The organism is Sporosarcina koreensis (genome assembly GCF_042655825.1).
Classification (GTDB): domain Bacteria; phylum Bacillota; class Bacilli; order Bacillales_A; family Planococcaceae; genus Sporosarcina; species Sporosarcina koreensis.
In genome coordinates this window covers 473925-487516 of sequence record NZ_JBHSNP010000011.1, presented here as the reverse complement: position 1 = coordinate 487516, position 13592 = coordinate 473925, and the positions used below count along the sequence as shown (strand labels likewise).

Annotated in this window: 16 protein-coding genes, 1 pseudogene and 1 riboswitch; of the genes and pseudogenes, 8 read left to right on the top strand and 9 right to left on the bottom strand. The window is 44.5% G+C overall.

Annotation, left to right across the window (positions count from 1 at the left end):
* Nucleotides 1-112: 112 nt before the first annotated feature.
* Complete coding sequence (locus ACFPTP_RS09055) at nt 113-1102, bottom strand: substrate-binding domain-containing protein (RefSeq protein ID WP_381443755.1); 990 nt, start codon at nt 1100-1102, stop codon at nt 113-115.
* 194 nt (nt 1103-1296) lie between these two features.
* Here ACFPTP_RS09055 and modA point away from each other — a divergent pair, with 194 nt between their 5' ends.
* From modA to ACFPTP_RS09040, 3 genes are read left to right on the top strand one after another with little or no spacing between them, the layout of a single operon-like run.
* Nucleotides 1297-2070: a molybdate ABC transporter substrate-binding protein gene (modA, locus tag ACFPTP_RS09050; protein WP_381443754.1), complete on the top strand. Its 774-nt coding sequence runs from the start codon at nt 1297-1299 to the stop codon at nt 2068-2070.
* Nucleotides 2071-2091: 21 nt separating this feature from the next.
* A complete protein-coding gene (gene modB, locus ACFPTP_RS09045; protein ID WP_381443752.1) occupies nt 2092-2787 on the top strand; it encodes a molybdate ABC transporter permease subunit in 696 nt (231 codons plus the stop codon).
* A gap of 4 nt (nt 2788-2791) precedes the next feature.
* Nucleotides 2792-3469: an ATP-binding cassette domain-containing protein gene (locus ACFPTP_RS09040; protein WP_381443750.1), complete on the top strand. Its 678-nt coding sequence runs from the start codon at nt 2792-2794 to the stop codon at nt 3467-3469.
* A 16-nt stretch (nt 3470-3485) separates the two neighbouring features.
* Here ACFPTP_RS09040 and ACFPTP_RS09035 read toward each other — a convergent pair whose 3' ends face one another.
* Together ACFPTP_RS09035 and ACFPTP_RS09030 are read right to left on the bottom strand one after the other, a co-directional pair.
* Nucleotides 3486-4094 (bottom strand): NTP transferase domain-containing protein, encoded by a 609-nt coding sequence (locus ACFPTP_RS09035; protein WP_381443748.1) that lies wholly within the window; start codon nt 4092-4094, stop codon nt 3486-3488.
* The gene (locus ACFPTP_RS09030) at nt 4070-5077 is read right to left on the bottom strand and encodes an XdhC family protein (protein ID WP_381443746.1); all 1008 of its coding nucleotides are present in this window, start codon (nt 5075-5077) and stop codon (nt 4070-4072) included. The genes ACFPTP_RS09035 and ACFPTP_RS09030 overlap by 25 nt, the downstream gene beginning before the upstream one ends.
* Before the next feature lie 8 nt (nt 5078-5085).
* On the opposite strand from ACFPTP_RS09030, the pseudogene ACFPTP_RS09025 reads away from it, so the two are divergent.
* Nucleotides 5086-5217 (top strand): annotated as a pseudogene (locus tag ACFPTP_RS09025) (hypothetical protein); the annotation flags it as partial.
* A gap of 41 nt (nt 5218-5258) precedes the next feature.
* On the opposite strand, the gene ACFPTP_RS09020 reads toward ACFPTP_RS09025, so the two are convergent.
* Nucleotides 5259-5420 carry a hypothetical protein gene (locus ACFPTP_RS09020; protein ID WP_381443745.1) on the bottom strand — a complete coding sequence of 54 codons (162 nt, stop codon included), beginning with the start codon at nt 5418-5420 and terminating at the stop codon, nt 5259-5261.
* A 103-nt stretch (nt 5421-5523) separates the two neighbouring features.
* Here ACFPTP_RS09020 and ACFPTP_RS09015 point away from each other — a divergent pair, with 103 nt between their 5' ends.
* The gene (locus ACFPTP_RS09015; protein WP_381443743.1) at nt 5524-6276 is read left to right on the top strand and encodes a YwaF family protein; all 753 of its coding nucleotides are present in this window, start codon (nt 5524-5526) and stop codon (nt 6274-6276) included.
* A gap of 92 nt (nt 6277-6368) precedes the next feature.
* Entirely contained in the window at nt 6369-6560 is a 192-nt protein-coding gene (locus ACFPTP_RS09010; RefSeq protein WP_381443742.1) for a hypothetical protein, read from the top strand.
* Between the two features lie 50 nt (nt 6561-6610).
* On the opposite strand, the gene ribH is transcribed toward ACFPTP_RS09010, so the two are convergent.
* The 4 genes from ribH to ribD are packed head-to-tail and all read right to left on the bottom strand — an operon-like array spanning nt 6611 to nt 10043.
* Nucleotides 6611-7075, bottom strand: a complete 465-nt coding sequence (gene ribH, locus ACFPTP_RS09005; protein ID WP_381443741.1) for a 6,7-dimethyl-8-ribityllumazine synthase — start codon at nt 7073-7075, stop codon at nt 6611-6613.
* A gap of 13 nt (nt 7076-7088) precedes the next feature.
* Complete coding sequence (locus ACFPTP_RS09000) at nt 7089-8291, bottom strand: bifunctional 3,4-dihydroxy-2-butanone-4-phosphate synthase/GTP cyclohydrolase II (protein ID WP_381443739.1); 1203 nt, start codon at nt 8289-8291, stop codon at nt 7089-7091.
* 12 nt (nt 8292-8303) lie between these two features.
* The gene (gene ribE, locus ACFPTP_RS08995; RefSeq protein WP_381443738.1) at nt 8304-8957 is read right to left on the bottom strand and encodes a riboflavin synthase; all 654 of its coding nucleotides are present in this window, start codon (nt 8955-8957) and stop codon (nt 8304-8306) included.
* Nucleotides 8958-10043, bottom strand: a complete 1086-nt coding sequence (gene ribD / locus ACFPTP_RS08990) for a bifunctional diaminohydroxyphosphoribosylaminopyrimidine deaminase/5-amino-6-(5-phosphoribosylamino)uracil reductase RibD (protein ID WP_381443736.1) — start codon at nt 10041-10043, stop codon at nt 8958-8960.
* Between the two features lie 60 nt (nt 10044-10103).
* Nucleotides 10104-10251, bottom strand: a riboswitch (FMN riboswitch).
* A 188-nt stretch (nt 10252-10439) separates the two neighbouring features.
* On the opposite strand from ribD, the gene fni reads away from it, so the two are divergent.
* Entirely contained in the window at nt 10440-11474 is a 1035-nt protein-coding gene (gene fni, locus ACFPTP_RS08985; protein ID WP_381443735.1) for a type 2 isopentenyl-diphosphate Delta-isomerase, read from the top strand.
* Nucleotides 11475-11596: 122 nt separating this feature from the next.
* Nucleotides 11597-12697 carry a helix-turn-helix domain-containing protein gene (locus ACFPTP_RS08980; protein WP_381443734.1) on the top strand — a complete coding sequence of 367 codons (1101 nt, stop codon included), beginning with the start codon at nt 11597-11599 and terminating at the stop codon, nt 12695-12697.
* Nucleotides 12698-13134: 437 nt separating this feature from the next.
* On the opposite strand, the gene ACFPTP_RS08975 is transcribed toward ACFPTP_RS08980, so the two are convergent.
* On the bottom strand, nt 13135-13575 hold the full coding sequence (locus tag ACFPTP_RS08975; protein ID WP_381443733.1) for an NUDIX hydrolase: 441 nt from the start codon (nt 13573-13575) through the stop codon (nt 13135-13137).
* Nucleotides 13576-13592 lie beyond the last annotated feature (17 nt).

Below are 13592 nucleotides of genomic sequence, written 5' to 3'. Positions count from 1 at the left end.
AACGTTCGAATCCGGACGTTCAATTTTTTGGTTCAATAATATTATTATGTAAACCAATGATAAATAACGAAAAACGAAAAAGGCACCTATTTTATTTCACGGTGCCCTTTTCCTATTCCGTTTCGAACATGATAGTTCCTGTCAATGAAAGGTCATATCCTCCTAATGCGCCGATTTCATTTTGAAATTCAGGCGAGCGTAAGATGGATCTGATCGCTTCACGCAATAATTCATTCTCCGCAGTTTTAAACATGACAAGGTCGTAGCGCTCAAGGATCAAAGGGATGAAATCGACGCCGACCATTGCCGCAGCCTTCTCGATGCCGACTCCGACGTCCGCAATACCGGATGCCACTTTGCTCGCAACAGCGATGTGATTCATTTCCTCTGACTGATATCCGTCGATATGTCGTGGGACGATTCCTTCAAGCTTCAATTTCTCATCGAGTAGTATTCGAGCCCCTGATCCGATTTCCCGATTGACCATTTTGATGGACGGATCGGCGAAATCTTTCCATGTCCGGATGTTCTTCGGATTGTTTTTTTGGACGAACAAGCCTGCTGACCTTGACAATAAATTGACGACAATGTATTCACGGCCCGAAAGGATTCGGTTGATATATGGAAGATTATACGTTCCAGTGTCTCCATCGAACAGATGCGTGCTCACGATGTCTGCTTCTCCTTTATACATGGCGAGCAGACTGTTGAGACTGCCGGTGTATGAACGGAGTGGATTGTGAACAGCGCCGGTTCTCCCGATCGCGTTTGCAAGCAGATCCAGGCTGATGTCCTGTCCGCTTATGATGAGTTGCTGCAGCGGGACGGCCTGGTATTGCCTTGGGGGAGCGGGGGATTCGGTTCTGTAGATTGGTGTTTCGGGTTTAAGTGAAGGTGCTGTAGTCTGTTTTTCGATGACCCCGCCGCTTTTCGTTTTATCTTTATACGCTTCCAGATCCTCTGCGTCGATACGCATTTGTCTTCCGACGCGGTATGCACGGAGGTCTCCCTTCTTAATCAAATCATAGACCGTCAGTTTGGAGACTTTCAGGTGATCCGCTATTTCTTCGGTCGTATATGAAGCTGCCTGATGATTCGTCATGAGTATCCCTCCTACATATTGCTACTATCATTTTCGCTTATAATGAAAATAATTGCAATATATTCAGATATAACGAATGATAAATAATAGTATGAAGTTATATTTAGTTATCTTTAGTTAAATGTAGATATATTTAGATATATTATGCTATATATAAATATAGATAGTATTATCCGGTTGAAAGGAGAGTCAGATTGAAAAAGTTTGTGCAATGGATGCTTCTATTCGTTATGTTAGCGATTCCTTTTGGTTGCGACAAAAAAACAAATGAACATGCAGGAAGGACTGAGTTGTCAATTTCGGCTGCTGCCAGTTTAACTGATGCGTTGACTGAAATGAAAAAGGTGTACGAAACGAAGAATGACCATGTTTCCGTCACTTTGAACTTCGGAAGTTCAAGGAAGCTGGCTACGCAAATTGATCAAGGGGCTCCTGCCGATATTTTTTTATCGGCAAGCGAAGAGGATATGGATAAAATGAATGAGAAAGGACTCGTTGTTAAGTCTTCAATTGTGGATTTCACTGGAAACTCCATTGTTCTCATTGCAAACAAGGCTGTTAACGACCCTGTTGACTCATTCGAACAACTTTATTCGTTGCCGTTCGATCATATTACTATCGGTGAACCGGATGCTGTCCCTGCAGGTAGATATGCGAAGGAAGTCTTGGAGCATCTGGATTTATGGATGCCATTGAAAGACAAGCTTGTCATGGGATCGGACGTCAGACAAGTGTTGACCCATGTTGAAATGGGAAATGCGGAGTATGGCATCGTGTATTCGACAGATGCATTCATATCGGATAAAGTGGTTGTTGTGGCGGAGGCAAGTCCATCTTGGCATACACCGATCGTTTATCCGGGCGCCGTCGTGAAAAACTCCAATCATCATGACGAAGCACAGAAATTCCTTGAATTCCTGGCGAGCGAAGAGGGAAAGGCGATTCTTCAGAAGTACGGATTCAAGTAAGGGATGAAAGAAGGGGACGGTATGACAGACATTGATTATTCACCTTTACTGCTTTCTTTAAAAGTGGCTGCCATTTCGACTGCAATCGTATTTATATCAGGCGTCTTTTTCGCACGCCTCTTCTCCAGGAAGCACTTTTTTGGCAAAACGGTAATTGAGTCTGTTTTCATGCTTCCTCTCGTTTTGCCTCCTACTGTAGTAGGCTTTGCGCTGTTGCTCGCTTTTGGAAAACATGGCTGGGTCGGCAAATGGCTGATGGATTGGTTCGGTGTCCAGATCGTCTTCACATGGCTTGGGGCGGTGATCGCTTCCATTGTTGTCTCGTTCCCTTTGATGTATCAAAGTGCAGCGGCGGCATTTGACAGTCTCGACGAAAGACTCGAAAATGCCGCCCGGACATTTGGTGCCTCCGAATGGCGTGTATTTTGGACAATCGCTTTCCCGCTTGCATGGCCTGGTTTGTTAGCCGGGCTCGTCCTTGCATTTGCACGGGGACTCGGCGAATTCGGCGCCACCCTAATGATTGCCGGCTACATTCCCGGAAAGACAGATACGATTCCAATGGCCATCTACTTTGCGGTTGAATCGGGTCAAATGGAGAAAGCGACGTTTTGGGTTGTCATTATCGTCGCCTTAGGTTTCAGCACGATCATGTGGCTTAACTGGTGGAGCCGCCGGAATATGAGACGCTATGCAGATCAAAGTCGGAATAGGTGATTGAATGCTTGAAGTGAACATTAAAAAACGCTTATCCCATTATGACTTGGATGTCGATTTCAGCGTGGGAGATGAAATTCTAGTTCTTTTCGGTCCGTCTGGCTCCGGAAAAACAACGATTTTAAATATGATCGCAGGGTTGGCCCAACCTGACGAAGGGCGAATCAAGTTAGGGGACAAGCATTTTTACAATGGCGGAACGAGCAACTTGCAAGTACAGGATCGCAATGTAGGGGTGCTGTTCCAGGACTATGCGTTGTTCCCGCATATGACAGTAGGGAAGAACATCCAATATGGCATGAAACGTAAAACTGGGGACAGCTCGCTTGTAATCGATCCACTGCTGCAAGTTCTCGGCATCCAAAAGCTTTTGGCAAAATACCCCCATGAAATATCCGGCGGCGAAAAACAACGTGTCGCTCTAGCACGTGCATTGGCAACGGAGCCTTCCATCCTGTTGTTGGATGAGCCCCTTTCCGCATTGGATAAACAGACACGAATCGATTGCCAAAATGAACTTCTACGCCTGCATGACATATGGAAAATCCCTTTCATTATCGTTACGCATGATAGGGAAGAAGCCGAAAAACTAGGAAATCATATTTTATTTATTGATCGCGGAAAGATTGTTGACAAAATAGAAAACCAGATTCCAAATAGGAATGCCCTGCGGCTCTATTGAGAGCACAGGGCATTTTTTATTCCAATAAAGAAAGCAATGATGCATAGTCATCTGGATTATCCACATCGAATACGAGTCTCGCATCCTCGCATGGAAGCTGTTTGCCTTCATCGCTCAAAACCCCTCGCAATAAATTCCTTGCGCCTTGGTCCCCTCGAATTGTCAGAAGGGTCGGGAAGAGCTCCCGTGTAAACAGGATTGGCGGTTTCATCGTTCCATTATAGGAAGTGGCAATATATTTACTGTCGGGATGAAGTTTCAAGCGTGACACCATTTCATCGATCATACGAATCGTAAGGAAAGGCTGATCCGCCAACAGGACGACGATAGCAGAAGCCCCGCTTTCCGCCGCATATTCAATACCGCAGCGAAGTGAGGCGGACTGGCCTTCATCGGCATCGGGGCAAGTGATAATTTTGCATTTCTCATGCGACTTCAACTGATCAGGCATCCAGGACAGTTCGTCGTCTGCATTTGTTACGACGCATATAACGTCCAGCTTGGATTGGACGGCGGTGTCGAGCGCCAAGCTTCCGAGCGCCATCTTGCCTACAGGAAGAGCCAGTTTATTTTGGCCCATCCTCCGGCTTTTTCCCGCCGCTAAATAGATGCCAATGATGGGCATACGGCTCTCCTTTTCCGGGTTGCGATCATTTCAGCAATGACGCTCACAGCAATCTCTTCAGGACCATCGGCACCGATTGACAGTCCAATAGGGGAATGGAGCCATTCAGGCTTGTCCCGACCGAGCAAGCGCTCTGTTCTTTTCACCGACCCTAACAAACCGGCATATAATAGCTTTTCTTTTTGTAAAGTGAGTAAGATTTGCCGATCGGCCTGGAAATCATGCGTCATGATAACGACAGAATCAAGTTCCGTAAACGTAATCCGATCCAGCAATTCCTGGATTGGACCGACGTGGAAAGAAGCAGCGGCCGGAAAATTCTCTGCCGTGCAATTCGCCTCACGCCAGTCGCATACATGGACGTCATATCCTACGGACGATGCCAATGCGGCGAACGGACGGGCGTCAGCACCCGCGCCGAATAGATAGACAGACGGCGCCGGCCAAATCCACTGATGATAGAAACTCTCATCATTCGTCCATTCTCGGCCTGCAGTATGTTGAAACGGCTTTATCTTATCCATTGAATAGGTTTTCATCAATGTCCCGTGTCGTTCCAAACCGCTCTGTAGGCGGAATTCAAAATCGCTTTCGAGTGACTGAAGATAATGAACTGGATGCCCCTGCTTAAGTCGTTCTTGCAGGAATAACAGCGATTTTTTGAAGACGTCATCGACAGCGCGAAGCATCACAGTTACGATACCGTTGCATCCCGCGCCACGACCCCATCCCAAATCATCCTCCGCCCGCAAATCAAAATCGCAAATCATAACTTCTCCCGTATGAAACATTTCTTTTGACCTGCACTGCAAATCATATTCAAGACAGCCGCCGCTAAGCAATCCGATTCTGCTGCCATCCTCAAAAAAGACCATCCATGCGCCTTCCTTCCGGTAAGCAGATCCCTCTACATGGATAACGATTGCCAGAACTGCAGCTTCTCCATTTTCAATGAGCTTATCTACTAAGTTCGGAATAGACACCATCCTTCATCACCTCTATCGTTCATTCAATACGCACAGTCTCTTCAAAAGGACGTGTATTTATTCGAGTATCCTTATCAATCGCTTTTAAGAAAGTCCGGTATTACGGTGAACCCATTGCTGTCGTTGTAGCGGACCATCCTTACCATGCAAAGCAAGCGGCAGGCAAAATCATCGCTAACTATGAGCCGCGGTTGTGCAATGTGTTGGAAATGCAAGGGGAGGAGCTCGTCATCGGCTCGGCTGTCACATTGAACCGGTTGATAGAATCGAATTTGTTTCTTTTGTTGGGTGAAGCAGCCCGCTCGATCGCCGAAAATTGTTGGGCGTTCTGTTGGACCATCCTTTTATTCCCCTTTCGTTCTGATTGCTCATAGGAAGTATGTGTGTATCGCAACAAGGTTAAACAAACTATTCTTTTTATCCTTGATAGGCGATGTTATAATTTGGGTAATTATCAAATGCGGGAATGGGGAATGACAGTGGGTGTCGGCAATGGAACGAATTCTCAGTTCGTCATGTTTTCCTTTGTGCATATTTCAGCTCTATTATTCATCGCGTCTATCATTGTTCTTTTATTTTGGCAACGGCAACGATTGCAAATGAACGTTCACCGTTTGAAAAAGGCGGAACATGCTTTTGCACTGTCTTTATTGGCAATCGATATCACTTATCACATATGGCTCATTTCGACAGGCCGTTGGGGATTGGACGACGCACTGCCCCTTGAATTATGCAGCATATCGCTGTTTGTCTCGATCGTACTCCTTTTGACGGGGAATCGGCACTTGATCGACTTCGTCATATTTGCGGGAATAGGCGGCGCCCTTCAAGCATTGGCAACACCTGTTCTAGATATGAATTTCCCGCATTTCCGGTTCTTCCATTTCTTCTATACGCATACAGGAATCATTTTAACAGGACTTTATTTTGTGTGGGTGAAAGGCTATGAGCCTACGTTTAAAGGCGTTGTGAAAACAATGTTGATCATCAATGCGCTATTGCCTATCATTATTGCAATAAACTGGCTCGTTCACGGGAATTACATGTTTCTTAGAATGAAGCCCCAAAATGGCAGCCTACTTGATTTTTTAGGTCCTTACCCTTGGTATATTTTGTCGCTGGAAGCGGTGGCTTTCATTATATTCACCGTCATTTGGCTTTTATTGCGGAATAAAGGTAAGAAGATAGAAAGCTAACGTTGGCAATTTTGAGTATATTCTATATGGACAATTATTCATCGGGAATGCTAAAATTTACTAACCGATAGCAACAGGAGGGAGATAACGAAATGGAGTCGAACAAGCAAACAGGGGAAAAAGCGAAAATCAGTTTAAAAGACGCAGTGAAACAGCAGCTTGAAGCGAAGAAGAATAAGTCGCAGTCAACAAAAACCAAAGGAAATCCAATTCAGCAAACGCCGAAAATGAAGAGCCAACAATCGAAGAAAGTAACACAGTCGAGCCGAAAAATGGGTATCTGAACAAAGAAAAGCAAGTCCCGACAAATTGCGGGACTTGCTTTTTGCATTACTTAAAACTGTTTCACGAGGTTGGCCATCTCGATGGCGGATACACCTGCATCCCATCCTTTATTGCCTGCCTTCGTACCTGCACGTTCAACCGCTTGTTCGATCGAATCGGTCGTCAGTACGCCAAAAATGACTGGCACATCTTCAGTCATATTGAGTGCGGCGACACCTTTCGCCACTTCATTACATACGTAGTCAAAGTGGGGAGTAGACCCGCGAATGACAGTTCCTAGTGTAATGACAGCATCATATTTCTTTGAAGCCGCCATCCGTTTCGCGATAAGCGGGATTTCGAAGGCACCAGGGACCCAAGCGATTTCGATGTCTTTCGCGTCAACGCCGTGGCGGCGCAATGCATCTTCAGCTCCACCGAGAAGCTTCCCTGTAATAAATTCATTGAACCTGGATACAACGATGCCGATCTTAAGTCCTGTGCCGATTAAATGTCCTTCATATGTCAAACTCATTTGTTTTTCCTCCTCAGTTATGCAATAGATGTCCTAATTTCGTCTTCTTCGTCTCCATATAGAACCGATTGCCATCTATGACAGGCAACTCGATAGGGATCCGGTTCACAATCGTTATCCCATGTTCTGAAAGACCTTCGATTTTACGTGGGTTGTTTGTCAACAATTGAATATGGCTGCACCCGAGATCAGATAGGATTTGCGCACTTATGAAATACTCCCGCAAATCATCCCCGAACCCTAATTGAGCATTTGCCTCGACAGTGTCATATCCTTGCTCCTGCAGCTTATATGCTTTCATTTTATTGACGAGACCGATTCCACGGCCTTCCTGGCGCATATAGACGAGAATGCCAGACCCTGCCTCCTCGATTTTAGCAAGTGCTGCGTGGAGCTGCGGCCCACAGTCACAGCGGCATGAACCGAAAACATCGCCCGTCAGACATTCCGAATGGATTCGGACGAGGGGGCCACCGGCGGATTCGAAATCCTTCAATTGGCCTTTCACTAAAGCCATATGCTCCCGGCCGGTCAACTTTTCTATATACGTGATAGCGGTAAAATCACCATATTGAGTAGGCAAGTGAATATCGACGACCCTTTCAATGAGTGTTTCATTACGCTTTCTATATGCAATCAATTGTTCAATCGTCAATATGACAAGCTCATGTCGCTTGGCAATTTCCACGAGTTCTTTACCACGTGCCATCGTTCCGTCGCCATTCATGATTTCACAAATGACGCCCGCGGGAGTTGCTCCTGCAAGACGGGCAAGGTCGATTGCTGCTTCGGTATGACCCGGGCGCTCCAACACACCGCCGTCTTTCGCCACCAACGGGAAAATATGTCCAGGTCTTCTGAAATCGGAAGGCTTCACGTCTGCTTGAAGCATTTTCATGATCGTTTCCGAACGTTCAAATGCAGAAATACCTGTATGGCAAGATGCATGATCGATGCTGACTGTGAATGCAGTCCCGTGGGCATCGGTGTTCTTATTCGTCATAGGCGCCAAATCCAGATGGTCTGCCAGCTGTTGTTCAATCGGGATGCATATGAGGCCGCGTCCTTCCGAAGCCATAAAATTGATCATCCCAGGCGTTGCAAAGTCAGCAAGCGCTACGAAATCACCTTCGTTTTCACGGCTTTCATCATCCACAACGATGATTGCTTTTCCTTTTTTCAATTCCTCGATCGCTTTTTCTACCGTACTAAACATTTCCAACACCTCTCAATCCAAAAATCCGCTTTTGGCAAGTACATCCATCGTCAACCCGCCGGTCGGTTCAGTAGTTTGTTTCTTGGAGAAGATTCGCTCCAAATATTTCGCAAGGATGTCGCATTCCACATTGACGTAGTCTCCAACACGCTTATGTCCAAGAACGGAATCGGCTTGCGTTACGGGAATAAGGGATATTGTAAACCCTTGTTCCGAGATGCCGAATATGGTCAAAGAGGTGCCGTCGACCGTTATGGAACCTTTCGGAACTAGATGCGAATGAAGTTCTGGTTCCATCTGGATGTCCATATAGACTGCATTTTCAATTGGGCGGACTGCAACAATTTCACCGATGCAGTCGACATGGCCAGTGACAAAATGACCTCCAAATCGGCCGTTCGCGGCCATCGCACGCTCCAAGTTCACATGACTTCCGGGATTCAGTGTGAAAAGCGTAGTAGCTTTAAACGTTTCCGGCATGACGTCCGCGATGAATTCGGTTTTCGAAAACTCAGATACGGTAAGACAGACGCCATTGACGGAAATGCTATCTCCTTTTTTTACGTCAGATAGCACATGACTGCATCTAATCGTCAATTGCATCGAAGTAGAACCTTTTTTTATCGTATGAACGGTTCCTATTTCTTCAACAATGCCTGTAAACAATCAGCTTGCACCTCCAATCGGGAAAAGTGCATGAAGCCGGATATCTTCTCCAAACTGCTTCACATCGATAATACGGAGCGATTCCGATTCAGCAATGGATGAACGGCTCTGATCCATGAATAGGGAAGGGCCGTTACCGACTAATTTCGGTGCCATATACAAATACAGTTCATTCGCAAGACGTGATTGAATGAAGCTAGTATGGACCTGGCTACCGCCTTCCACTAGCAGTGTCATGATGCCTCTATTGGCAAGCCTGGATAGGACTTCATTTAAAAAATCGACATGTCGCGGGATCGATTCCACTTGGACCAATGGGAAATCGGAAAAAGCACGCATCCCATCGGATTCCAGCGTAAAGATGATTGTCTCAGCAGCTTGGTCCTGTATGACATTCGCTGTTTCAGGCGTCCTAAGATGCCTATCTAAAATAATTCGAATTGGGTTCTTTCCACCATGGGGCAAACGGGTGGTGAGGAAAGGGTTATCGTGAAGAATGGTATTCACCCCTACGAGTATTGCATCATGGGTATGGCGGAGGGTATGGACATCATGTCTTGAACTTTCAGACGTAATCCATTTGCTGTTCCCATTTTGCGTTGCAAGACGGCCGTCGAGAGTGGCGGCTGCCTTCAATGTGACGTAGGGTTTTTGTTGTTGAATAAAATGAAAAAATGCCCGGTTGCTAAAATCCGCCTCTTCTTTGCATAAATCGGTGGTCACTTCAATTCCGGCATCCCTAAGAAGCCTAATCCCTTTGCCATTAACGGCAGGATTCGGATCATTGGACGCGATGAATACGCGGCGAATGCCGCTTGAGAGGATGGCCTCCGTGCATGCTGGTGTCTTACCGACATGTGCACATGGTTCCAACGTGACGTATAGATCTGCGCCGTCTGCATTCAACCCGGCCATATTGAGGGCGTGCACTTCGGCATGAGGCGTTCCCGCTTGCATATGCGTGCCTGTCCCTATGATTTGGCCGTTTTTGACACAAACAGCACCGACAAGTGGATTCGGTGACGTTTGTCCATCTGCAAGCTTTGCAAGATCTAAGGCTAACTTCATATAATCGTCGTGGTCCATCGAATTCCCCCTTTCTTTTCTAGAGAAAGGGCGGATAAATTGGGCATGGCCTTCAAATACGAACAACTTCTCCCATCCAGACTGTAACTGTCGGTGCCGGAGTTTCACCAGCTCCACCGTCTTCCGTAGGGAAGAACGGGTCACGGACTGACAAGCTATGCGCTTGATCACCGCCGGTAAGGAATTTCACCTTGCCCCGAAGAATCGTTTTGACTTAACCGATTCCAATTTAACATACTTCGGAAATGGTTGCCAAGTTACTGATTTATTTTAAATGCATTGCACGCATGATATGATGACAAATAGCTGAAATATTAAGTTGGTTAACTTATAATTAAAAATGGCAAGAAAAAGCGCGGGTCGTATCTTCGTGCTAGGGAAGAGGGATGTTGGTAAATGACTGGTTCGATCCATCAGCGGAAAGCGGAGCATATCGAAATCACGCTCAACGAAAAAGTGACAGGAAACCAAATTACAACCGGACTGGAAAGAATTCATTTCATTCATAACGCTTTACCTGAAATTGACTTTAATGAAATCTCGATCGAAAGTAAATTTATTGACGAAGTACGTCCAACGCCTTTCATGATTAGTTCCATGACTGGCGGGGCGGCTTTCGCGGAAACAATCAATCGGAACTTGGCGCTCGCTGCAGAAGAAAAAGGTTGGATATTAGCCTTAGGATCAATGCGCGCATTAATTGAAAGCGAAGAACATCGGGCTTCATTCCAAGTGAGACAATATGCGCCATCGGTTCCGATTATCGCCAATTTAGGTGCTGTTCAATTGAATTACGGATTCGGTGTCGATCAATGCCGGCAGATCATCGAAATGACAGATGCTAATGCGTTGGTGCTACACTTGAACAGCCTCCAGGAAGTCATTCAACCAAATGGAGATTTGAACTTCAAGGATCTATTAGTAAAGATTGAAGAGTTGACTAAGGTATTGGAAGTGCCAGTAGGCGTCAAGGAAGTCGGTTGGGGAATCGATGGAGCGACGGCTAAAAAGCTTACGGGTGTTGGTGTGTCTTTCATCGACGTAGCTGGTGCAGGCGGAACGTCTTGGAGCCAAGTGGAAAAATACCGTTCGACGGATCCGGTTAAACAGGCCGCTGCCGAAACATTCAGCGTATGGGGCATTCCGACAGTGGATTGTGTCGTTTCTGTCCGTGAAAAAATCGGCGAGCAATCGATTGTTGCAAGTGGCGGCATGTCCACTGGCCTGGACGCCGCAAAAACGATCGCTTTAGGTGCCGATGTTGTCGGTTTCGGAAGATTCATCCTGAAAGAAGCGACACAATCTCCCGAAGATGTAATGAGAGTCATGGAAACGAAAGAATTGGAGCTTCGTATGGCTATGTTTGGGATTGGTGCATCTACGTTGGCTGAACTTCAGGCGACCGATAGGGTTCAATATGTGAAAAGATGATAATCACAACAAGGGGTCACTTGCAAAGGCAGGTGGCCTATTTTAATTGAAATACTCAGTTAAATAGTTGAAATAGGGAACGTTAGTTTGTATAATTGAGGTAGAAGGGGGGATTGGGAAATTTGCCTCGTAATCCGGGTATGACAGACGATAAGATCATTGAATTGTATAATAGTGGTTTGCCTTATGAAAAACTGTGTGAAATCATTGGGTTGTCGGATCGTGCAATTCGAAATGTATTGAATAAGCATGGAGTCGAATTGAATCCTGTAGGACGTCCGCGAATTCATAAAGTTAACGAAGACTTTTTCAAAACTTGGTCTCATGAGATGGCTTGGGTTTTGGGATTGTTCATTACGGATGGCCATGTAAATAAGAACATGCACTCTGTGTACTTAGCGCAAAAAGATGAGACGATATTAATGAAAGTAGCAAAACTAATGGATGCGAGTCCGAATATTGCCCAAGGAACCGGTACGAGAACAACTCCAATGTTGATCATTAACTCGAAAATGATTAAACAGGATCTTGGTCGTCTCGGAGTCATACCGAATAAATCCTTTACTGTTCCGTTGCCAGTGGTGCCAGATGAATTTTTGCCCTCATTTGTAAGAGGTGTCATCGATGGAGATGGTTGGGTTGGCCGCGAAGGATATCAGATGAATATAACGACTGCAAGCCTTACATTTGCAAATGGTTTATTGGACGTTTTTATTATTTGGGGCTTTTCTTCAAGCATCTCCACAATAAAGGGTTCTAATGGAAAACCAATCTACAGAGTATGGATCCGGGGCAAGGACCAGTTATTGCGTCTTTCGGATATTTTATATCTAGATAGTAATTCTAATTATGTAGCACATAAGATGATACGTATGACCCTCAATAAAATACCGACACATTTACGAAGTAAAGAAGAATATATCACCGATCAAGGCAGGATTGCATTTCGGACAACTATTAGTAAAAGAATACTTATGCAGCTTAAAAACATAGCAATTGAACAACAAAAGCCGGTGAACCACATATTGGAGTTATATTTCGTACAACTATTAGAAAAAGGAACGATTTCATATTGCAAGAGCAATCGACCAAAAGATCGGATTCAATATAAGACCACTTACAAAAAGGATTTATTGAATGATGTAAGGGAATTCGCGAAAAGCAATGGCTTATATATAAATGATGTAATTGAATACAGTACAGGGTTAGGGAAGAATATCTGAAACTGCCATTTAAATGGCTTTCTTTTTATTTTCTTTTTTAGTTTACATAATATATATTATAGGAAGATACATATCACATTGAAGTATACTTATAACAGTGAGACAAAACCGGTTTTTTTTGTAAAAGGACACCAAAGTCAGGACGATTTGGACATGAAAGTTAGGACTTTTATTTTGTCCGATCTATATCTCGAGTCATATTATCCAATTCATTTGCCAATTAAAATTTCTTTTATGCATTATTTATACATTTTACTTGATTAGTTATATAACTGCGAAATGTTTCGAGGCGTTATTTTATCCAAGTATATTCTTCTTGATTTCCAATTAATTTATCGTTTAGAATTTTGATAGTTAAAAAGCCAAACTCCACTCTATTCTTAGCAGGAATTTGGCTTTTGTTCATAACCAATCGGCGCCCATTTGTTGAAGAAGGTTTAACGGTTATGAACTACCTTCCCACGAAGAATATATGGAATAATGGATTCACCATTTATTAGATTTTTTTCTGCCGTTGGTATGTATGCATATTTTTTTGCTGTTTTAGCATTTATCCAAGTTACCTCTTCAATCTCGTCTGGAAATAATATATTTATTTCACCATCAATAATCCTACCCTTAAAAGTGAAAAAGATTGCATGATGCCCTCGCTCTTCAAAAAAAGCTTCACTTATTGCAAAAACACCATCTAGTTTCACGTCTAACCCTGTTTCTTCTTTAACTTCACGAATAGCTGCATCTTCTAAAGTTTCTCCTTTTTCAACTGCCCCACCAGGAAGTGTATAGTAAGAGGAGTGACTTCCTTTATTTTTCACCATCAATATGTTTTCTTGATCGCTATCGTATAACAGCACATAGGCAACATCCACTCTCTTCAAAATTCTTCTCACTCTCC